The organism is Flavobacterium sp. 21.1, from assembly GCF_057801535.1.
The window spans coordinates 401635-423331 of the sequence record NZ_JBYNXA010000005.1; the positions used below are offsets into that span (position 1 = coordinate 401635).

A 21697-nucleotide genomic window follows, 5' to 3' on the forward strand; every position below is an offset into this window, starting at 1 on the left:
CAGTGTTCAGTTTTTAGTAATCAGTGTTCAGTAATCAATGTTTGGTTCAAGATATCGTTCTTCTCCCTTTTTCCTTGTCCCTTTTTCTTCTATCTGCTCCCAAATATACTACTTCCAATCCGAACCATTGTACTGCCACAGTCAATTGCTGACTGATAATCGCCGGACATTCCCATCGAAAGAACCTCGAATTGCGGATTGGTGGTCTTCAGTCGGTCAAAAACAGCTTTCAAATGTTGAAATTCTTTTGTTATCTGTGCTTGGTTTTCAGTAAAGGTAGCCATCCCCATCAGCCCGACAACATTTATATTTTTAAATGATTTGTATTCTTCAGAAGTTAGTAAATCATCAAGCTCTTTTTCATCAAACCCAAATTTTGTTTCCTCTTCAGCGATGTATACCTGCAATAAACAATTAATGGTTTTGCGCCAACGCACTGCTTGTCTGTCAATTTCTTTCAGAAGTTTTAGGCTGTCCACACCATGGATCAGCTTCACATAAGGAACCATATATTTTACCTTATTCGACTGAACATGTCCAATCATGTGCCACTGAATGTCTTTTGGCATTTCTTGCCATTTTTCAGTCATTTCCTGAATTTTGTTCTCACCAAAAATACGTTGTCCCGCATTATAGGCTTCCATCAAATCGCTAACGGGTTTCGTTTTGGAAACGGCAACCAATGTTACGTTTTCAGGTAATTCGGATTTTATCTGCTGAAGGTTTTGTGTTATTGACATTCTGACTTTATTTTAGGTTTTTTGGAATGACAAAGTAGTGAAAATCTTTGTTCTTACCTCTTTGTTCTATTTTCTGAACCTACAGTTCATATACTACCAAACCACTTCGGAACTTAGGTTCAATGTAAGTGCTTTTTGGCGGCATGATCATGTTAAGATCGGCGATGGCTTTAATTTCTTCAATGTCAATAGGGTAGAGCATAAAACCTACTTTATATTCGCCATTATCAACAAGATCTTTAATAGAAGTAATCGATTTTGTTCCGGGAATATAGGCAATACGTTCATCGGTTCGCAAATCACTGATGCCTAAAACCGGATTCAGAATCGTATCGTATAAAATTTGCGCATCTAAACGTTCCAAAACATTTTTAAAAGAAAACAGCTCTTCTTTTAATCGTAAAGCATAAAATTCGTCATCAAGGTACATTCCGAATTCAAATTTATGTTTCGGTTTCCACAATTCCTGTTTTTTACTTTTGATAACGAATTTCTCGGATATTTTTTTGATGAAATCCTCTTTTGAATAACCGTTTAAATCACTCACGATACGGTTGTATTCGTAGATTTTGACATTCGAATCCGGAATAAGGAAACTCATGAAATAATTCAGGTTTTCGTTCCCGGAAGCTTTGTTTTCTTCATACAGTAATTCAGATGAAGCAGAACGGTGATGCCCGTCAGCAATGTACAGATTACCGATTTCCGAAAACTGTTTTTCCAGCCATTCTATTTCCGAGGTTTCCGAAATCGACCAAAGAATGTGTCTTTCTTTATTGGTAGTTGAAAACTCGTAAACTGGCTGTGACTTTTTCTTGTTTGAAATCCACTCAGAAAGCGTAGGATTGTCATGATAGGTAATTAAAACAGGCTCGGTATTAAAACCGGTTTCGTGCAAATAATCCTTAAACAAATCCACACGGTACTGTAAAGTGTCTTCGTGTTTTCTGATGATGTTTTTTTGGTAATCTTCAACAGAGGCTCCTGCTAAAATTCCTGTAAAAGTATGTTTATTTGAATGAATTTCATACAGATAAAATGCAGGACTTTCTTCCTTGATCAAAATCCCTTCGCTTTTAAAATCCTGATATTTATGTTCTACCATTTTAAACCGCTTTTCCCAACCTAATTTTTGTTGGTTGATATAAGCAGGATTAAGGATGTGCAGGAATGAAAACGGGTTGAACTCCAGATGTGAAGCCAATTCTGCTGCTCCGTAATCGTCATAGGAACGCGAAGTAACAAGGCTGACTTTATCAGGTGTGGGACGAACCGCTTTAAAAGGAATTATTTTGGCCATTTTTAGAGGGATAAGTGATTAGGGAAAAGGGGGAAATAACGTATGGTTTTCTCCAGACTTTCCCCTTTTCCCTTCTCCCTTATTACTTTTTATGCAAATTGTTTAGAAACTTTTTCTGCTTTTTTGCTTTCTGAATAATCGTAGAAACCTTCACCTGATTTTACTCCAAGTTTTCCTGCCATTACCATATTCACTAATAACGGACACGGAGCATATTTAGGATTTTTGAAACCGTCGTACATTACGTTTAAGATTGATAAACATACGTCAAGTCCTATAAAGTCAGCTAATTGTAATGGTCCCATTGGATGTGCCATTCCTAATTTCATAACCGTATCAATTTCCTGAACACCGGCTACACCATTGTATAATGTTTCGATGGATTCATTGATCATCGGCATTAAAATACGGTTAGCAACGAAACCTGGGTAATCATTTACTTCGGTTGGTGTTTTTCCTAATTTAACTGATAAATCCATAATGATTTTAGTAACTTCATCAGAAGTGTTGTATCCACGGATGATTTCAACCAATTTCATGATTGGCACCGGATTCATAAAGTGCATTCCGATAACTCTTTCAGGATGAACTACCTGTGCAGCAATTTGAGTGATTGAAATTGAAGATGTATTGGTAGCTAAAATTACGTTATGATCGCAAACTTCGCTTAATTGTTTGAAGATGTTCAGTTTTAAGGTAACATTTTCTGTTGCGGCCTCAACTACTAAATCACAACCAACTACACCATCTTTCACATCCGTGTAAGTGATAATGTTTCCGATAGTTTTGTGTTTATCTTCTTCTGTAATAGAACCTTTTGCAACCATACGGTCAAGGTTAGCAGCGATGGTTGCCATTCCTTTTTCCAAAGCTTTTTCTGAAATATCAATCAATTTTACGGTGAAACCTGATTGTGCAAAAGTGTGAGCAATTCCGTTGCCCATGGTTCCCGAACCGATTACAGCTATGTTTTTCATTATTATAGTAAGAGTTAAATATTTATAAGATTAATTAATTTTTTTCCATGCAGTCAATAATCTGGTAGGCTACTCGTAATGCTTCTGTGGCCTGTTCCAGTGTTACGACAGGAGTTGTGTTGTTATTTATGGCATCCGCGAAAGTCTCCAATTCATCTAAGATGGCATTGTTTTGGTGTACCGACGGATTATCATAATAAATCTGTTTTTTAACACCTTCCGCATTCTGTAAAATCATGTCGAAATCACCCGGAACTTCCGGTGCATCTTTCATCTTAACGACTTCACATACTTTATCAAGATAATCTACCGATATATATGCGTCTTTTTGGAAGAAACGTGATTTACGCATGTTCTTCATCGAAATTCGGCTGGAAGTGATATTGGCCACGCAACCGTTTTCGAATTCAATTCGTGCATTGGAGATATCCGGTGAATCACTGATCACGGCAACTCCGCTGGCATTTATACTTTTTACTTTTGAATTTACAACACTCAGAATCGCGTCAATATCATGTATCATTAAATCTAAAACAACGGGGACATCGGTACCTCTGGGATTAAATTCCGCTAATCGGTGCGTTTCGATAAACATTGGATTTTCAATTTTATCTTTCACGGCTTTAAAAGCAGGATTGAAGCGCTCCACGTGACCAACCTGACCTTTTACATTGTATTCTTTAGCTAAACTGATGATTTCTTCGGCTTCCTCAACTGTAGTTGAAATCGGTTTTTCAATAAAAACGTGCTTACCGGATTTGATGGCAACTTTGGCACATTTATAGTGAGAAAGGGTAGGAGTTACAATATCTACGACGTCAACGGCGTGGATTAATTTTGCTATGGTATCAAAGCGTTTGTAACCAAATTCGGCAGCGATTTTTTCGGCGTATTCCTGATTTTCATCGTAAAAGCCTACTAATTCATATTTTTCAGATTGTTTGAGTAATCGTAAATGTATTTTTCCAAGGTGACCCGCACCTAAAACGCCTACTTTTAGCATAGAAATCTATTTTTTATTTCGTAACAGTTAGGCTTTCAGCCTCGCGTGAACAAAAGTATAATTTATTTGTTTAAAGTTTCTTTTTTTTGGTGAAAGTTTCACGTTTCTGCTTTTGTTTTTATTGTTTTAAAACCTAATTTTACGGTATTAAATAAGCCGAAAAAGTGAGAGATTTAGCCAGACATCAAGGACTTCGAAATCAGTTGGTAAGCCTTTTGGAAAAAAAAGGTATTGCCGATAAAACCGTATTGGAAGCTATCAGAAAGATTCCGAGACATTTATTTCTGGATTCCGGTTTTGAAGATTTTGCGTATCAGGATAAACCATTTCCGATTGGAGCTGGTCAAACCATTTCACAACCTTATACGGTAGCGTTTCAAACAGAATTGCTTCAGGTAAAAAAGGACGATAAAGTATTGGAAATCGGTACCGGTTCCGGATATCAAACGGCGGTTCTGTGCACAATGGGAGTGAAGGTCTATTCCATTGAAAGACAATCGGAATTATTCAAATCAACTTCCAGATTGTTGCCTAAATTAGGTATCAGACCAAAACATCTGGCTTTTGGCGACGGATACAAAGGCTTGCCGGATTATGCTCCTTTTGACGGTATTATTGTAACCGCCGGCGCACCGTTCATTCCTCAACCACTGATGGCACAATTGAAAATTGGCGGACGTTTGGTAATTCCTGTCGGTGAAGATGTGCAGGTTATGACCTTGCTTATCCGAATAAACGAAACCCAGTTTGAAAAGCACGAGTTTGGAGATTTCCGTTTTGTACCGCTTTTGGAAGATAAAAATTAAGATATAATAAATATTGAAAGCCTGCCCGTTGAATTGATATCTAACAGGCAGGCTTTTTTTATGAGGTTTATTTATTATTTTCTTTTCGGATCTAAGAAACCATCTTTTTCCATCTGCTTTACCACTTCGATCATAATATTTCTGGTTGTCGTTTCAGGATCTGTAATGTTCACTGATTTTGTGGTTCCGGTCCAGACTAATTTATTATGTGTTAAGGAAAAGACATTTGTTTCAATCAGGTAGGAAGTGTTTTCCTGATAATAGCCCGGCGTGTAGTAGTAGGGTGAATACATACCGTACCAATTATCAAAACCATAACCATACATGGAGCTGTAAACGTCTCCCATTCCTCCATAATACATACCGGTATAGGTTCCCGGCACATAAGTGGTTTCTTTTTGCAGATCAACTAATCGCATCGTTACAGCTCCGTCAAAATTTTCACTTTTGAGAATGCTTAAACGTTGTTCTTTTGTAAGATCAACTTTAGCGCCATTTAAAAAAGCATACGAACTTTTGAAGATTGGATTGTTGTCGACAATAGTATTTTCTATGTTCCTTCTGGTTTTGTCGTCTTTTACCAATGCGACTACCATTACTTTTTTGAATTGTTCTTTTGCGGCATTTGATTCGGGGTCTTTCCAACTGTTAACAATTACCGTGTCTGTAGTGCTGCAACTTGCAAGGGAAGCCAGCAAAAATAAAATCCAATATCTTTTCATGGCATGTCTGATTAAGATTTATACCAAGTTAAGAAAATTTTTATAAAAAAAATGTAAGGTGTTGAAAATTAACGTTAAAAGGATTTCTTTACACGGTCCAAATCACGTTTTGTATCACGGTCTTTAATGGTGTCGCGTTTGTCGTAATTCTTTTTACCGCGACATAGCGCGATATCCAGTTTCGCCAATCCTTTTTCATTGGTAAAAAGACGAAGCGGGATGATGGTAAGTCCTTTGTTTTGAACACTCTTTAAAAGACCTCTCAGTTCACGCTTGTTCAGCAGTAATTTCCGCTCGCTTTTTGCTTTGTGGTTGTAATGTGTTCCGTAAAGGTATTCTTCTATGTGCGAATTGATTACGAAAAGTTCCGTCCCGTGGAATTCACAAAAACTTTCGGCAATTCCTGCCTTACCCAATCGGATGGACTTTATTTCAGTTCCGGTCAAAACAATTCCAGCCGTGTATTTTTCGAGTATTTCATAATCGAATTTGGCTCTTTTATTAAGTATGTTGACCGTTTTTAGCATAGGATGGCAAATGTAATAACAAATTGAAGAAAGTACAAGCGACTACTGTAATTTAAGCAATTGGTGCGTGATATTGTCTCCGGTGATTGTGACTATGTAGAGATTTCCGAAATCATTTTCGTCGATATCTTCATATATGCTGTTTTTAATCAGTCGGTTAACAAAAACCGGAATGGTATTCATGTGTCCGGCCACTAAAACTATTTTTCCGCTGCATTCTTGTTTGAATGCTTCTATTTCGATTCCTCTTGAACTGTATTTAGTTATTTCTTTATTGTTCTTGAGGGCCGTTGGAGTAACTGTTTGAATCGTTCTGAGATAATCAGTGCTGTAAATTAAGTCAAAAGGAATCGCCGCAAATATCCTACTCCAGTTTTCGGCTCTGTTTAAACCAGTCTGAGTTAAGCCGGGATTTTGGAAACCAGCTGCTTTTTCAGCATGGCGGATGAGATAAATCACCGTAGATTGTTGTGTTATGTGAGATGATTTCTCCATGATATAAACTTTAGTCGTTGCGGTTTAATAGTGAATAAACATAGCTGTCCCTGTATCTTCCCCGGAAGTAACAATCCTCTTTAAAATGTCCTTCACGGATAAAACCGTTTTTCTCTAAAAGTTTCCAGGACGCAAAATTTTCCGGATCGGTTACGGCTTCGATCGAATGCAGTTTCATTTCGTTAAAACCGTATTTAAGGATTTCCGTTATAGCTTCCTGCATAATTCCTTTTCCGTGATGATTGGCAGAAAGCATATATCCGAATTCCGCTCTGTGGTTTTGGGGCTGCATTCGGTTATAGCCGATGACACCAATCAAAATATTGTTTTCCTTTAGACAGATAGCCCAATTGATACATTCATGGCTTTCTAACAGAGCCTGCATGTATTCTATATGAATTATTGCATCATCAATCGTTTTCGGCAGTTCTCTGGGAATGTATTTCATGATTTCCGGATTGGATCGCAGAGCAAACATTTCGGGCGCATCGTCAATAAGTACCTGGCGAAGAATTAAACGTTCGGTTGTTAAGATCGGAAACACGTTAAAATCGAAAGTGAGCATGTTATGTAGTGATGTTTTATTTTTGAAAATAACACAAGGAAATTACTAAAAAAAATAATATTCCTTCGTTTTATTAATAAAAATTATTAAATTAGAAAACCAAAACTAACTAATTAATTATTATGGATTACAATTTTGAAGTTATTGACAAAGAAAAAATCGGTACATTGACCTTTCCGAATTCGGACGTGCTTGATGACGATAGAGAAGCAATCAAACAGCGAAAAGAGGATTTGGACAGGGCATTGACTTTGGGGAATTTGGAACACCATAAGATCCAGATTTATTTTGAAGATGATCAGTCAAAAAAAATGGTGGATACAACCATTTGGGGCTTAACGGAGGAGAGGATCATCCTCAAACAAGGTGTGGTAATCCCGATTAAAAGAATTTACAAAACAATTTAAAGCTGTCTTAAGGATAGCTTTTTTTTTTATGAAAAGTAATAATAGTAAGTTGGCATAATTATAACATAACATACTGATAAATTTAACATGCCTCACTTATTTAAACTCCTAACTTTACTCTGTAAAACTCCAAAACTACATGTACTAAATTCTTTTGTAACAGATGGACAGATGAAGGATGAGAAAAGGATTGATCGCTAATGCAGGTATAATTTTTTGAATCAAAGTAATGTGTAATTTGCATAACAAAAAGGGGAAGTAATTGAAAGCCTTAGGATTACTGCATTATTTCATAATAAATTATTTTAATCAAATCAAAAATCGAGCATTATGAAATCAATTATTTGTCTATTAGTTAGTGTTGTGTTTGCTTTAACGGGCTATTCACAAGATAAAACGGCTCCTACCTCAAAAGATGGTGAAGGAACAATGGAAACAAAAAAATTACCGGAAATGGTAATTAAAAGAGCGGGTAATGACTTTTCGGTATATCTTCCGGAATATGAAAATCAGGATGTGAAAATCAAAAGTTTACAGGACGCATTTATAGCTTACGATTTAGGTAAAGACTATGAAGGCCACGAAAATTATTTGGTAACCATGAAAGTCAAAGACGGCTCATTGGCAGCAACATATGATGAAAACGGTAAGTTGATGAGTGTTGTTGAAAAATATAATAATGTAAAACTTCCTTCAGCCGTTATTTATAATGTATATAAAAATTATCCTGGTTGGAAAATCATCAATGACAAGTATTTGTATTCTCAGGAAGATGGGGATATAACCAAAAAACAATATAATCTTCAGCTTACAAAAGGAAGCGAGACAAAAAAAATAGTGGTAAATTCAAAAGGTGAGATCCTAAAAGGATAAATTTCCGATAATATCTAAAAAAAAAGCGACCTCTTTATGAGGCCGCTTTTTTTATTCATTGAAATCCAAATCCTTATTATGGGTTTCCTCTATCGTGAGCGTAGCATAAATGCCTAATCCAAAAGCCATGAATCCAACAGCTGCTGCTGCCATAATTACACCGTTGTTTATTTTCAGATTATCAAAGGCGATCAGCATTATCGGAAGGAGTCCGCGTACCATGTTCGGAATTGTAGTTGTAGCGGTACTTCTGATGTTGGTGCCGAATTGTTCTGAGCCAACGGTTACAAACATAGCCCAATATCCGGTTCCGAGTCCTAGCCACGCACAGTATAAATAATACATGTTTTCCGATTTTACGCCGCTAAAAAGAAGCAGGCCGACCCCAACAATTGTAAACAGCATCATATAAAAAATAGCTTTCTTTCTGGAGTGCAGCCAATGCGAAATAAATCCGCTCGCAAAATCACCTACAGAAATACCAACATAGGCCCACATAATGGCTTTTCCGGGTACGATTGATGTGATTCCCATTACCGGCGCAAACTGATTGGCCATCATGGCTAAAATTCCGATACAAAACCAGGTAGGTAATCCTATGGCGATACATTTCATGTACTTAACAAAACGGTTCCTGTTGGTAAAGAACGTGATGAAGTTTCCTTTTTTGATGGATTCGGAATCCTTTATGTTCTTATAAATGCCCGATTCTGCAACACTAACACGAAGTAGTAGTAGGCACAAGCCCAAACTGCCTCCGATAAAGTAGGCAATGGTCCAATCGCCTGCAAGTTCTACAGTTAATTGCGCTACCACGGCGCCCAACAATCCGAAGCCGGCAACGATGGAAGTTCCGATCGCGCGTAATTGCTTCGGTAATGATTCGGAAACCAGAGTGATTCCGGCACCCAATTCTCCGGCTAATCCAATTCCTGCGATAAAACGGAGTAGGGCATAAATCGTAGTTTTGTCTTCGAATGGCATTTGAGGTAAAAAACCACAGGCAATGTTAGCGATGGAATACACCAGAATCGATCCGAAAAGAACAGAAAGTCTCCCTTTTTTATCCCCTAAAACACCCCAAAGAATTCCGCCTAACAATAATCCGACCATCTGATAATTCAAAATCAGGGTTCCTGCAGTATCGGCATCGAGATGAAGGTCCTTCAGACTGGGAACCCGAACAATTCCAAATAAAAGCAAATCGTAGATATCTACAAAATAGCCTAAGGCCGCAACAATTACTGGAAAAGAAAAAAGATGTTTCAGTTTTTCATCAAGGGTAAACTCTTTCATTTTGTTTTTTTCATTTGGATTTCAAAAATAGAGAAATAATTGGGTTTACGTTTTTTATTATTTTCAGATTGCATATTTGTCAGAATAAAGTGTTGATTTAATGGAATATTCACTAAATTAGTGTTAAGTTTCGGGTAATAATTTTAAAAACAATCAAAATTATGGGATCATTTAAAAAACTAATTCTAGCATTTGTACTGTTGTTCAGTTTAACTGTTTTAAGTCAGACCACTAAACCTAAGAATCAGACTGATAAGAGTAAAGTGGTTACTAAAAAGCTGTACACCGAAAAAGAGGTGGAAAAGATCCGACAGGAATACAGAAAGAATGTAAAAACCATTGGAATGTCTGCGGCGGTCGAAAAAAAATATGCAAAAATTGTAAGTGACTACACTAACAAGTTAAGTTATATTAACAGAGACAGGACCAAAACAAGAGAACAGTACATTGCCGGCGTCGACAGAATTGTCCGGGAGCAAAATTCGAAAATTCAAAAAATCCTTACCCCGGATCAATACAAAAAACATCTTATAATTTACAATCCGATTTGGGAAAGTGCCAAATACCGTATTGAGCATTCCAAATAATCTTTACAGATATTTCAAAGTAAATGTTCGCTTTTTAAAACAGAAAGCGAACATTTTTTTTAAAGTCTTAGAGATTCTGTTGGTTCGAATACAGATTGTAAATTAGTTTTCCTGAAAAAAAATACCTGACAGTTTAATTAAAAACTATCAGGTATCACCAAAAACAATATGAAAAAACTACTTACTCTTTATTTTCTTCCGAATGGTTTCTGAACACCAATTGTCCGTCAAAGCTATCCAGTAGTATGATACTGTCGGTCACAACTTTTCCGGACAGGATCTGTTTTGATAATTCGTTCAGCACTTCTTTTTGAATCACTCTTTTTACCGGTCTTGCTCCAAATTGCGGATCATATCCCTTTTTAGATAAATACGCAATCGCTTCCGGTGTGGCATCCATCGTGATGTGTTGGTGTGCCAGCATTTTAATAACGCTTTTCAGTTGTAAGCTTACAATTTCTGTAATATCGTTACTGTTTAACGGAGTAAACATCACAATCTCGTCGATACGATTGATAAACTCCGGACGAACCGTTTGTTTCAGTAAACCTAAGACTTCTGTTTTAGCTGCTTCGGTCGCTGCTTCAACGCCGCCTTTTAAATTTTCAAATTTCTCCTGTATGATGTCGGCTCCCATGTTGGAAGTCATGATAATGATTGTGTTCTTGAAATCAGCCAGACGTCCTTTGTTGTCCGTTAAACGTCCTTCATCCAATACCTGTAACAGGATGTTAAACGTATCCGGATGCGCTTTTTCAATTTCATCCAATAACACTACCGAATAAGGTCTGCGTCGAACAGCTTCAGTTAACTGACCGCCTTCATCATAACCAACATATCCCGGAGGTGCTCCCACCAAACGACTCACGCTGTGACGTTCCTGATATTCGCTCATGTCGATTCGGGTCAAAGCATTTTCATCGTCAAATAAGTATTCCGCTAAGGCTTTGGCCAATTCGGTTTTACCCACACCGGTTGTTCCAAGGAACAAAAAGGTTCCGATTGGTTTTTTAGGATCTTGTAGTCCGGCTCTGCTGCGTCGAACGGCGTCACTAATCGCGATGATCGCTTCGTGCTGACCTACCACGCGGTGATGAATTTCATCTTCCAGTTTCAAAAGTTTTTCACGTTCACTCTGAAGCATTTTCGTTACCGGAATACCGGTCCATTTAGCTACTACTTCAGCAATATCTTCATGAGTCACTTCTTCCTTGATCAACGATTTGTCGGACTGGTTTTCCAGTAATTGTTTTTGCAGTCCGTCCAGATTCTCCTGAGCTTCCTTGATTTTTCCGTAACGGATCTCGGCTACTTTACCGTAATCACCATCACGTTCAGCACGTTCAGCTTCTCCCTTGAAATCTTCGATCTGCTGTTTTACGTTCTGTATAGCATCAACAACATCTTTCTCAGATTTCCAACGGGCATAAACTTCATTGCGATCTTCTTTCAGATTAGCAAGTTCCAGTCCCAGAATCTTTAATTTATTCTCGTCATTTTCACGCTTAATAGCTTCGATTTCAATTTCCAACTGCATTATTTTTCTGTCCAGAACATCCAGTTCTTCGGGTTTGGAGTTGATTTCCATGCGAAGTTTGGAAGCGGCCTCGTCCATTAAATCGATTGCTTTGTCCGGTAAAAATCGATTAGTTATATAACGCTGCGCTAATTCAACAGCTGCAATAATTGCATCATCTTTGATGCGTACTTTATGATGTGTTTCGTATTTTTCTTTGATTCCGCGTAAGATGGAAATAGCGCTTTCAGTATCAGGCTCTTCGATCATTACTTTCTGGAAACGACGTTCCAGCGCTTTATCTTTTTCAAAGTATTTTTGATATTCGTCGAGTGTAGTAGCACCAATGGCTCTTAACTCACCACGAGCTAAAGCGGGTTTTAAGATATTTGCCGCATCCATAGCGCCTTCACCACCTCCGGCACCTACCAACGTGTGGATTTCATCAATAAATAAGACAATGTCTCCTTCAGCTGAAGTTACTTCTTTTACTACCGATTTCAAACGTTCTTCAAATTCACCCTTATATTTCGCACCAGCAATCAGCGCACCCATATCTAAAGAAAAAACGATTTTATCTTTTAGATTTTCCGGAACGTCTCCGTCTACAATTCGATGTGCCAAACCTTCGGCAATAGCGGTTTTACCTACGCCAGGTTCACCAATGAGCATTGGGTTGTTCTTGGTTCTTCGGGTAAGGATTTGTAAAACACGGCGAATCTCTTCATCACGGCCGATAACAGGGTCAAGTTTACCGGTACGGGCTAATTCGTTGAGGTTTTTAGCGTATTTATTTAAGGCATTGTAGGTTTCCTCGGCAGAAGCTGAAGTTACTCTTTCTCCTTTTCGGATTTCCGCAATAGCAGCTTCCAGACCTTTTTCAGTAACACCCTGGTCTTTTAAAATTTGAGCAGCCTTGCTTCTGGATTTGAAAATGGCCAAAATCAGATGCTCGACAGAAACGTATTCGTCGTTCATTTTTTTGGCAATGTTGCTTGCTTCCAGTAAGGTATTGTTTGCCTCCCGGGACAGCATGATATCGCCTCCCGATACTTTTGGAAAGCTCTGAATCGTGCTGTCCAGTATTTGTTTGAACAGCTCTACATTAACATTCAGTTTTTTCAGGATAAAAGGCGTTACATTTTCATCAACCTCAAGAATTCCCTTAAAAAGATGCTCGTTTTCCAGCTGTTGTTGCCCGAAGCCCTGCGCAATTTGTTGTGCTTGCTGAATGGCTTCCTGTGATTTGATTGTAAAGTTATTTAGGTTCATAGTGTTAAAACTATTTGTTCGTTGTTTAATTGTTTTAGATTTGCATAGCCATGGACAATTTATGTTCCAATCTTAAAATCAGGACAAAATGACTTGTTTTTTGCTTTTTTTGAAGGTAAATCAAGACAAAATGTCGTAATCAGGACAAAATATGAGTTTTATCAAAAACATCTTCGGTACATCAGGGGAAGAAAATACACAACCCAAAATGGATTGGCTTTCGATTACCGATTTGGGACAATTAAATGAAATAGTGGATTTGTCCCATCAAAATCCGATTGTTATTTTCAAACACAGTACGCGTTGCAGTATCAGCAGAATGGCGTTAAAGCAATTTGAAAACGAATTTGCACTGAAAGATAAAGTTACTCCATATTTTTTAGATTTACTCAATTACAGAGAAATTTCAAACGAAATAGCATCAAAGTTCGAAGTAGTGCATCAATCGCCTCAGGTAATTTTGATTAAAGCGGGAAATGTAGTTCATGATGCTTCCCATAGCGATATTGATGCTTGTGATTTAGAAAGATTTCTATAAAAAAAAGCTGTATTACTACAGCTTTTCATTTTAGTTGGCTCTTGCCATTTTTTCTTTTATTTCTGCGAGACACAAATTATTAATGCTGCCTTCATGTGTATGGTTCGTGTGTTCGGGAGTTGTAAATATACCTTTTTCAATTTGCTGAGCCACAATTTTATAAGCATCCCTGAATGGAATTCCACTCACCACCATTTCGTTGATAGTATCCACTGTAAAAGAATACTTGTATTTCGGATCGTCAAAAATGTTTTCTTTCACTTTAATGTCTTTGATGGCATAATATGTCATTTCCAGACTGGATTTCAGGTTTTTGATTGCCGGGAACAAACCTTCTTTCAGTAACTGAAAATCCCTGTGGTAACCGCTCGATAAATTGTTCGTTAATAAGGTCAGCTCATAAGGCAAGCTCTGAATTTTATTCGATTTCCCTCTAATCAATTCAAAAATATCAGGGTTCTTTTTGTGCGGCATGATGCTGGAACCTGTTGTTAAATGTTCAGGTAAGGATATGAAATCGAAATTCTGACTCAAATACAAACAAACATCTGTCGCCATTTTTGATAGCGTTCCGGCGACACTGCTCATTGCGAAAGCCATCGTTTTCTCTGATTTTCCTCTGCTCATTTGCGCTGCAACCACATTGTATTTTAAAGTTGTAAAACCTAATTCTTCTGTCGTGAATGTCCTGTCAATCGGAAAGGAACTCCCATAACCCGCAGCGGAACCTAACGGATTCTGGTCGATTATCTTCAACGCAGCATTTAGCATGGTAACATCGTCAATGAGACTTTCGGCATAAGCAGAAAACCACAATCCGAATGACGATGGCATAGCCACTTGCAAATGTGTGTAGCCAGGCAACAAAACATCTTTGTTTTTCTCCGCTAATGCCATTAGTAAATCAAAAAGGTCCTTGATAAGTTTTTTGATGTTGATGATTTCGTCCTTCAGATACAAATGGATATCCACTAAAACCTGATCGTTTCTGGAGCGTGCGGTGTGGATTTTTTTTCCGGCATCACCCAGTTTTTCAATCAGAAGGAATTCAATTTTGGAATGAATGTCTTCAAAATAGTTTTCTATAGTAAAATTTTCGTTTTCAATTGTTAAAAGTAGCTCATTTAAAGTAATACATAAATGATTTACTTCGTCATCAGATAGTAGGTTTGTTTTGCCTAACATCTTTGCGTGGGCAATCGAACCCAATATGTCGTATTTGGCTAAAACGATATCCAGTTCCCTGTCGTTTCCGACGGTAAATTGCTCAATTTTTTTATCTGTGTTTATGCCTTTTTCCCAGAGTTTCATTAGATGTATTTTTAATTGTTAAGAAGAAAACCGGATAGAATTTTGATGTACAATTCGATGGCTTCTCCAATTTCGTTGATATAAATGAATTCGTCAGCGGAATGGGAACGCAGGGAATTTCCGGGTCCAAGTTTTAATGACTGACAGCTTAAAACCGATTGGTCGGAAAGGGTGGGAGAACCATAAGTTGTTCTGCCTAAGTTAATTCCGCTTTGAACCAGTTTATGGTTTTTATCGATTGATGATGAACGTAAATGGATAGAACGCGGTTTAATATTCGCATCTACATTTTCGGTTACCACTTTCAGGATTTCTTCGTTTGAATAGCAATCATTCACGCGAATATCAACGACCAAATGACATTCAGCCGGAACGACATTGTGCTGTTTTCCGGCATCAATTTGAGTAACGGTCATCTTCACCGGACCTAAGACTTCAGATTTTTTTTCAAACGAAAAAGTATTAAACCAATTGATTATATGAAGTGCTTTATAAATCGGGTTGTCAGAATTTTGATGTGCCGCGTGACTTGCAGTTCCTTTGACAGTTACATCTAAAACCAACAAGCCTTTTTCAGCTATTGCCAGTTGCATCCCGGTTGGTTCTCCCACTATGGCACAATCCAGTTCCGGAAAATGTTTCAGAACACTGTTCAGTCCGATCGGACCGCTGCTTTCTTCCTCTGCGGAAGCTACCATCACGATATTGTGCGACAAATTTTCCATCGCATAAAAGTGTATGAAAGCAGCCAACAAAGAAACCAGACAACCGCCCGCATCATTACTGCCCAAACCAAATAATTTTTCGTCTTTTTCAATTGCTTTAAACGGATTCAAAGTATAGCCCTGATTAGGTTTCACGGTATCATGGTGTGAATTCAGCAATAATGTCGGCTTAGTCTCATCAAAGTGAAGGTTAAATGCCCAGATGTTATTGTTCTTTCTGTGAAAAGGAATGTTATTTTCAGCGAACCATACTTCAATTAATTGCGCCGTTTTATCTTCCTCACCCGAAAAAGAAGGCGTTTCGATTAAGTTTTTCAAAAGAATGATAGCTTCCTGTGTCAGTTTTTCAATAGTTTTCATTGGTTTATAAAGTGACGGTTGTATGGGTTAAATTTTTATTTCCAATTTGCGAATGATGTCCGATTGTCACAGTCTTTACGCCCTTTTTCAAGGCAGAGAAACAGTTGTCTAATTTTGGAATCATTCCGGAGTGAATAGCACTGATTTTCATTAAGTCTGCATATTTTTCCTCGTTTAAAATTTTAATTACGGAATCATCATTTTCAGAATCTGACAGCACCCCTTTTTTCTCAAAACAGTAACATAATTCCACTTCGTAGCATTGCACTAAAGCAGTCGCCAATGCACTCGCGATGGTATCGGCGTTGGTGTTGAGTAGCTGTCCGTTTCCGTCATGGGTAACGGCACAAAAAACAGGACTGATATTGTTTTCCAGCAAGGTTTTTAACAGCGTATGATTTATCGATATAATATCGCCGGCAAAACCATAATCAATAATGCCTTTTTTTCTTTTTTCAGAAAGGATCAGATTACCATCAGCGCCTGAAAAACCGATCGCTGTAGTTCCGTAAGTATTTAATTGTGCTACGATTTTTTTGTTGAGCAAACCGGCGTAAGTCATCACCACAACATCCAGCATCGCAGCGTCAGTAATTCTTCTTCCATTAACCATGTGCGGATTCAAGCCTAATTTTTCGGCTATTTTGCTGGCTTCATTTCCGCCGCCGTGGACCAGTATTTTAGCGCCTTTTATTTTTGAAAAAGCGTTCAACACTTGTGTCAGGGCAGTAGCATCATCAATTACATTTCCCCCGATTTTCACTACAGTTAGTTGTTGTTTAGCTGTCATGATTTTCCAGTATTTTGGTTAGAATTGCCTGCGCTGCAAACGTTCTGTTGTTAGCCTGTTGAATCACAATCGAATTTTCACTGTCGATCACTTCATCGGTAACAATCTGATTTCTTCTCACGGGAAGGCAGTGCATGAATTTAGCATTGTTAGTCAGTTTCATTTTCTCCGAAGTCACCGTCCACGAAAGATCTTGTGAGATGATTTGTCCGTAATCGTGGTAATTGCTCCAGTTTTTGGCGTAGATAAAATCAGCATCTTTGAACGCTTCGTTCTGATTGTGAATGATCTTACTTTTTCCTGTTACTTTGGGATTCAGTTCATAACCTTCCGGATGCGTAATTACAAAATCAACATTGGCCAGCTGCATCATTTTCGTGAAGGAATTAGGAACAGCATGTGGTAATGCTTTCGGATGAGGCGCCCAGGTTAAAACCACTTTCGGCTTTTTCTTGGTTTTGAATTCTGAAATCGTCAAAATATCAGCCAACGCCTGAAGCGGATGTTCCGCAGAGCCTTCAAGACTGATAACAGGCACCGAAGCATATTTTTTGAACGAATTGATTACGTGTTCTTCTTCGTCTTTTTCTTTGTTGCTTAGCGTCGGAAAACTTCTGATAGCAATGATATCACAATATTGCGAAATTACCTGTGCAGCTTCTTTCGCGTGTTCGGCTTTGTTTCCATTCATAATGGCACCATCTTCAAATTCCAAGTTCCATCCGTCATTATTTAGATTCATGACAATGGTATTCATGCCCAGATTGGTCGCTGCTTTTTGGGTGCTCAATCTCGTTCTTAAACTCGGATTGAAGAACAACAACCCAATAGTTTTATTTTCGCCCAATGTTTTGTTACCGTAAGGCGCTGATTTAATTTGTTTTGCCAATAGCAAAAGCTCGTTTAAATCCTTTATGTCGTTTACTGATGTGAAATGTTTCATGATAAATCGTTCAAAGCGTTTTTTAATCCTTTTGTAAAAAAATCAATGTCTTCTTTCGTAATGGAAAGTGGCGGAAGAATCCTCAACAGGTTTTTCTGAGAAGCATTTCCGGTGAAGATGAATTCTTCGTAGATCAGCTTTTTACGGAGTTCGTTGACATCAAAATCAAATTCCAGTCCGAGCATCAATCCTTTTCCTTTTATCTTTTTGATCTGAGGAAATTGTTGCATCTGTTCTTTGAAATAGACGTATAATTCGCTCACATTTGCCATAAGCTTTTCATTTTCGATAGTCTCCAAAACCGAAAGTGCGGCCGCTGAAGACAAGTGATTTCCGCCGAAAGTTGTACCCAACAATCCGTGTGAAGCTTTAAACTTCGGACTAATTAAAATTCCACCAATCGGAAAACCGTTACCCATTCCTTTTGCCATTGTGATAATGTCGGGTTGAATGTTATGATGCTGATGCGCGAAGAATTTCCCCGATCTGCCGCTACCGCTTTGAATTTCGTCTAATATCAGAATCACATTATTGTCATTGCAGATTTTCTCCAAAGCTTTAAAGAATTCAGTCGTACCTTCGTCTAGTCCGCCGACGCCTTGGATTCCTTCGATAATTACGGCACAGACATCATTTTTTGCGATTTCATTTTCTACCGATTTGATTTCGTTTAGCGGAAGAAAAACAACTTCGTGGTTTCCGTTTAAGGGAGCTACGATTGAAGGATTGTCCGTTACCGCAACCGCCGCTGAAGTTCTGCCGTGAAAGGACTTTTTAAAAGCAATAACTTTCGATTTTTTGTTGTGAAATGAAGCCAGTTTTAAGGCATTTTCATTGGCTTCCGCGCCGGAATTGCACAAAAACAGCGAATAATCAGTGTAACCTGAAAATTCGGTTAATTTCTTTGCCAATTGTTCCTGCATCGGATTTATAATCGAATTCGAATAGAAACCGATTTTGTTCACCTGTTCAGTGATTGCTTTCACATATTTCGGATGCGAGTGCCCTATGGAAATGACTCCATGACCGCCATAAAAGTCCAGGTATTGCTTATTGTTTTCGTCCCAGACTTTAGCTCCATAAGCTTTCGTTGGAGTAATATTATAAATTGGATAAACGTCGAATAAACTCATAACTTTAAATTTTAGAAATTGCCTGATTTTAATTGTAAACCTGTTTTTTCTTCCAGACCGAACATCAGGTTCATGTTTTGAATCGCCTGTCCTGAGGCGCCTTTCACCAAATTGTCAATGATGGAAGTAATTAACAGATAATCGCCTTTTTTCATCAGACTGACAACACATTTGTTGGTTTGCACCACTTGTTTTAAATGAATCGCTTCCGTAGTCACAATCACAAAAGGATCATTTTTGAAGTAACTTTCGTAGTGTTTCACGATTTCTTCCAAGGATTTGTTCACTTTCGTGTAAAGCGTAGCAAAGATTCCTCTTGTAAAATCGCCACGATTCGGAATAAACAAAACCTCCTGCTCGAAACCGTTTTGAGTTTGGCTTAAACTCTGAATAATCTCGCCCAAATGCTGGTGTTCAAAGGCTTTGTAATGAGACATATTGTTGTTTCTCCAACTGTGATGTGTGGTTTCCGATGGCTGAACGCCTGCACCCGTACTTCCGGTAGTTGCATTAATATGAATGCTGTTTTCGAGCAGATTATTTTCTGCCAACGGAAGCAAGGCCAACTGAATAGCCGTTGCAAAACACCCTGGATTGGAAACGAATTGAGCACTTCTGATTTGTTGTTTATTCATTTCCGGCAGACCATATAAAAATTTTGAATGACTGTAGATAGCGTCGTTTTTCAGTCTGAAATCATTCCCCAGATCGATGATTTTGGTGTAATGTTCGAATTTGTTTTCAACTAAAAAAGCTTTCGATTTTCCGTGACCCAAACAAAGAAAAACAACATCTACTTTCGGATTGATTGCGCTGGAAAACAGTAAAGATGTTTCTCCAATCAAATCTTCATGCATTGAATAAACCGGTTTCCCGGCACTGGTTGTGCTGTACACAAAATCTATATTGGCTTTTGGATGATTGTGCAATAGTCTGAGCAATTCGCCGGCCGTGTAGCCCGAACCTCCTATAATTCCGATGTTAATCATAACTCAATTCATTTACTTGTGAATAAATCATTTGCGCGTTGCCCAGAATTTTGATAAATCCTTTTGCGTCATCAGCCGTCCAAGCATTATTCATTTCTCCGTACTGTCCGAATTGTGTGTTCATTAAATCGTTCTCCGATTCAATTCCGTCCAAAGAAAAATGATATGGTTTTAAAGTAAGGGTCACTTTTCCGTTTACCGTTGTTTGTGTATCCGTCAGAAAAGTTTCAATATTTCTCATCACCGGGTCTAAAAACTGACCTTCGTGAAACAACATTCCGTACCAATTACCCAACTGTTCCTTCCAGTATTGTTGCCATTTCGACAATACGTGTTTTTCCAAAAGATGGTGCGCTTTGATGATGATCATTGGAGCAGCGGCCTCAAAGCCAACACGTCCTTTTATTCCGATAATGGTATCACCCACGTGAATATCCCTACCGATAGCAAAAGCATTCGCCAGGTTTTCCAGTTTAATGATATTTTGCGCCGGTGAACTTTTCTCACCATTGATACTGATGATTTCTCCTTTTTCGAATTCCAGAATTACTTTTTCGGGAGTTTCTTTTTGTAATTGGGAAGGATAAGCTTCTTCAGGTAACGGCAGATGGGAAGTCAGTGTTTCTTTTCCACCCACGCTCGTTCCCCAAATCCCTTTGTTTATTGAGTATTGCGCTTTTTCCCACGAATAGTTAACTCCATTTTGCTGTAAAAAAGCAACTTCTTCCTGTCTGGATAATTTCAGATCCCTGATAGGTGTAATGATTTCGATTTCTGGTGCTATGGTTTTGAAAATCAAATCAAATCTTATCTGATCATTTCCGGCTCCGGTACTTCCGTGTGCGATGGCAGTGGCCCCCTTTGATTTTGCATATTTGATGACTTCCAAAGCCTGAAAAACTCTTTCAGCACTTACGGAAAGCGGATAAGTGTTGTTTTTCAGGACATTTCCGAAAATCAGATATTTGATCGCTTTTTCATAATATTTTTCAATGATGTCAAGATTGCTGTGTTGTGTGCTTCCCAATTCGTAGGCTCTTTTCTCGATGGCAGATAATTCTTCTTCCGAAAAACCGCCTGTATTTACTAAAACCGTATGGACTTCAAATCCTTTTTGGATCAAATATTTTAAGCAATATGATGTATCTAAACCGCCACTATAGGCTAAAACTATTTTGTGCATGATATTATTTTTTTAAAAAAAGTACTTGTTTGATGTTCTTTAAACGTGCAAGTACTTTTTGATTAAAAGTGCATTGTTCTTGTTGATTGTTCTTCTTGTTCGGATCGTATAACATCCCGGTACAAAGACACATTTTGTTTTCCTTTCGTTGTAAAATATCGAAGTTCGTACAGGTTTTGCAACCTGCCCAAAAACTCGGATCATCCGTCAGTTCAGAAAATGGTACGGGTCTGTATCCTAATTCCGAATTGATTTTCATAACGGCCAAACCGGTTGTGATTCCAAATATTTTAGCTTCGGGATATTTTGTTTTCGAATATTCGAAAACAAACGACTTGATTTTTTTAGCCAATCCCAAATGGCGATACTCCGGATGGACGATTAGTCCGGAATGAGCCACGAACTTACCGTGCTCCCAACTTTCTATGTAGCAGAATCCGGCGAATTTCCCATCGGCAAGTGCAATAACGGCATCGTTCATATCGATTTTCGTTACGATATATTCCGGTGTTCGTTTAGCGATTCCGGTGCCTCTCTGAAGTGCGGAAATTTCAATGGTATCACAAATTAATTGTGCAAACTCGTAGTGCTCTTTTTGAGCAACTGCAATGGTTACATTCATTTTTTATTAATGATGAA

Annotated in this window: 23 protein-coding genes; 5 read left to right on the plus strand and 18 right to left on the minus strand. The window is 38.1% G+C overall.

From position 1 onward, the window contains the following. Nucleotides 1-89: 89 nt before the first annotated feature. The 4 genes from AC3E9U_RS13835 to AC3E9U_RS13850 all read right to left on the minus strand — a co-directional run bounded on the left by AC3E9U_RS13835 (nucleotide 90) and on the right by AC3E9U_RS13850 (nucleotide 4020). A complete protein-coding gene (locus AC3E9U_RS13835) occupies nucleotides 90-740 on the minus strand; it encodes a YggS family pyridoxal phosphate-dependent enzyme (RefSeq protein ID WP_488747509.1) in 651 nt (216 codons plus the stop codon). 79 nt (nucleotides 741-819) lie between these two features. After that, on the minus strand, nucleotides 820-2040 hold the full coding sequence (locus AC3E9U_RS13840; RefSeq protein ID WP_488747510.1) for a DUF1015 domain-containing protein: 1221 nt from the start codon (nucleotides 2038-2040) through the stop codon (nucleotides 820-822). An 89-nt stretch (nucleotides 2041-2129) separates the two neighbouring features. Further along, nucleotides 2130-3017: a 3-hydroxyacyl-CoA dehydrogenase family protein gene (locus AC3E9U_RS13845; RefSeq protein ID WP_488747511.1), complete on the minus strand. Its 888-nt coding sequence runs from the start codon at nucleotides 3015-3017 to the stop codon at nucleotides 2130-2132. A 34-nt stretch (nucleotides 3018-3051) separates the two neighbouring features. Further along, the gene (locus tag AC3E9U_RS13850; protein ID WP_488747512.1) at nucleotides 3052-4020 is read right to left on the minus strand and encodes a Gfo/Idh/MocA family protein; all 969 of its coding nucleotides are present in this window, start codon (nucleotides 4018-4020) and stop codon (nucleotides 3052-3054) included. Between the two features lie 164 nt (nucleotides 4021-4184). Here AC3E9U_RS13850 and AC3E9U_RS13855 point away from each other — a divergent pair, with 164 nt between their 5' ends. After that, nucleotides 4185-4826 carry a protein-L-isoaspartate(D-aspartate) O-methyltransferase gene (locus AC3E9U_RS13855; protein ID WP_488747513.1) on the plus strand — a complete coding sequence of 214 codons (642 nt, stop codon included), beginning with the start codon at nucleotides 4185-4187 and terminating at the stop codon, nucleotides 4824-4826. A 74-nt stretch (nucleotides 4827-4900) separates the two neighbouring features. Here the strand turns inward: AC3E9U_RS13855 and AC3E9U_RS13860 are convergent, their stop codons facing one another. From AC3E9U_RS13860 to AC3E9U_RS13875, 4 genes are all read right to left on the minus strand, one after another. Beyond that, nucleotides 4901-5548 (minus strand): DUF4136 domain-containing protein, encoded by a 648-nt coding sequence (locus AC3E9U_RS13860; protein ID WP_488747514.1) that lies wholly within the window; start codon nucleotides 5546-5548, stop codon nucleotides 4901-4903. 74 nt (nucleotides 5549-5622) lie between these two features. Further along, entirely contained in the window at nucleotides 5623-6075 is a 453-nt protein-coding gene (smpB, locus tag AC3E9U_RS13865) for an SsrA-binding protein SmpB (protein WP_488747515.1), read from the minus strand. 42 nt (nucleotides 6076-6117) lie between these two features. Then, nucleotides 6118-6570, minus strand: a complete 453-nt coding sequence (locus AC3E9U_RS13870; RefSeq protein WP_488747516.1) for a phosphoglycerate mutase family protein — start codon at nucleotides 6568-6570, stop codon at nucleotides 6118-6120. A 10-nt stretch (nucleotides 6571-6580) separates the two neighbouring features. After that, nucleotides 6581-7135: a GNAT family N-acetyltransferase gene (locus AC3E9U_RS13875; RefSeq protein ID WP_488747517.1), complete on the minus strand. Its 555-nt coding sequence runs from the start codon at nucleotides 7133-7135 to the stop codon at nucleotides 6581-6583. Between the two features lie 122 nt (nucleotides 7136-7257). Between AC3E9U_RS13875 and AC3E9U_RS13880 the strand changes: the two genes are divergently transcribed. Then, nucleotides 7258-7542: a hypothetical protein gene (locus AC3E9U_RS13880; protein ID WP_488747518.1), complete on the plus strand. Its 285-nt coding sequence runs from the start codon at nucleotides 7258-7260 to the stop codon at nucleotides 7540-7542. A gap of 330 nt (nucleotides 7543-7872) precedes the next feature. Next, the gene (locus AC3E9U_RS13885; protein WP_488747519.1) at nucleotides 7873-8415 is read left to right on the plus strand and encodes a hypothetical protein; all 543 of its coding nucleotides are present in this window, start codon (nucleotides 7873-7875) and stop codon (nucleotides 8413-8415) included. Between the two features lie 51 nt (nucleotides 8416-8466). On the opposite strand, the gene AC3E9U_RS13890 is transcribed toward AC3E9U_RS13885, so the two are convergent. After that, on the minus strand, nucleotides 8467-9711 hold the full coding sequence (locus tag AC3E9U_RS13890; RefSeq protein WP_488747520.1) for an MFS transporter: 1245 nt from the start codon (nucleotides 9709-9711) through the stop codon (nucleotides 8467-8469). Between the two features lie 161 nt (nucleotides 9712-9872). Here AC3E9U_RS13890 and AC3E9U_RS13895 point away from each other — a divergent pair, with 161 nt between their 5' ends. Then, the gene (locus tag AC3E9U_RS13895; RefSeq protein WP_488747521.1) at nucleotides 9873-10298 is read left to right on the plus strand and encodes a hypothetical protein; all 426 of its coding nucleotides are present in this window, start codon (nucleotides 9873-9875) and stop codon (nucleotides 10296-10298) included. Nucleotides 10299-10479: 181 nt separating this feature from the next. On the opposite strand, the gene clpB is transcribed toward AC3E9U_RS13895, so the two are convergent. Beyond that, complete coding sequence (gene clpB, locus AC3E9U_RS13900; RefSeq protein ID WP_488747522.1) at nucleotides 10480-13086, minus strand: ATP-dependent chaperone ClpB; 2607 nt, start codon at nucleotides 13084-13086, stop codon at nucleotides 10480-10482. A 151-nt stretch (nucleotides 13087-13237) separates the two neighbouring features. On the opposite strand from clpB, the gene ytxJ reads away from it, so the two are divergent. Continuing rightward, entirely contained in the window at nucleotides 13238-13624 is a 387-nt protein-coding gene (gene ytxJ, locus AC3E9U_RS13905) for a bacillithiol system redox-active protein YtxJ (protein WP_488747523.1), read from the plus strand. A gap of 30 nt (nucleotides 13625-13654) precedes the next feature. Here the strand turns inward: ytxJ and argH are convergent, their stop codons facing one another. From argH to AC3E9U_RS13945, 8 genes are read right to left on the minus strand one after another with little or no spacing between them, the layout of a single operon-like run. Beyond that, on the minus strand, nucleotides 13655-14935 hold the full coding sequence (argH, locus tag AC3E9U_RS13910; RefSeq protein ID WP_488747524.1) for an argininosuccinate lyase: 1281 nt from the start codon (nucleotides 14933-14935) through the stop codon (nucleotides 13655-13657). An 11-nt stretch (nucleotides 14936-14946) separates the two neighbouring features. Further along, nucleotides 14947-16020, minus strand: a complete 1074-nt coding sequence (locus AC3E9U_RS13915) for a M20 family metallo-hydrolase (protein ID WP_488747525.1) — start codon at nucleotides 16018-16020, stop codon at nucleotides 14947-14949. A gap of 4 nt (nucleotides 16021-16024) precedes the next feature. After that, nucleotides 16025-16810 (minus strand): acetylglutamate kinase, encoded by a 786-nt coding sequence (argB, locus tag AC3E9U_RS13920; RefSeq protein WP_488747526.1) that lies wholly within the window; start codon nucleotides 16808-16810, stop codon nucleotides 16025-16027. After that, the gene (locus tag AC3E9U_RS13925) at nucleotides 16800-17753 is read right to left on the minus strand and encodes an N-acetylornithine carbamoyltransferase (RefSeq protein ID WP_488747527.1); all 954 of its coding nucleotides are present in this window, start codon (nucleotides 17751-17753) and stop codon (nucleotides 16800-16802) included. Before AC3E9U_RS13925 ends, argB begins: the two co-directional genes overlap by 11 nt. After that, nucleotides 17750-18886, minus strand: coding sequence for an aspartate aminotransferase family protein (locus AC3E9U_RS13930; protein WP_488747528.1), 1137 nt, complete (start codon nucleotides 18884-18886; stop codon nucleotides 17750-17752). Before AC3E9U_RS13930 ends, AC3E9U_RS13925 begins: the two co-directional genes overlap by 4 nt. 11 nt (nucleotides 18887-18897) lie before the next feature. Continuing rightward, the gene (gene argC / locus AC3E9U_RS13935; RefSeq protein ID WP_488747529.1) at nucleotides 18898-19875 is read right to left on the minus strand and encodes an N-acetyl-gamma-glutamyl-phosphate reductase; all 978 of its coding nucleotides are present in this window, start codon (nucleotides 19873-19875) and stop codon (nucleotides 18898-18900) included. Next, on the minus strand, nucleotides 19868-21058 hold the full coding sequence (argG, locus tag AC3E9U_RS13940) for an argininosuccinate synthase (protein ID WP_488747530.1): 1191 nt from the start codon (nucleotides 21056-21058) through the stop codon (nucleotides 19868-19870). The genes argC and argG overlap by 8 nt, the downstream gene beginning before the upstream one ends. A 4-nt stretch (nucleotides 21059-21062) precedes the next feature. After that, nucleotides 21063-21680: a GNAT family N-acetyltransferase gene (locus AC3E9U_RS13945; RefSeq protein ID WP_488747531.1), complete on the minus strand. Its 618-nt coding sequence runs from the start codon at nucleotides 21678-21680 to the stop codon at nucleotides 21063-21065. Between the last annotated feature and the right edge of the window lie 17 nt (nucleotides 21681-21697).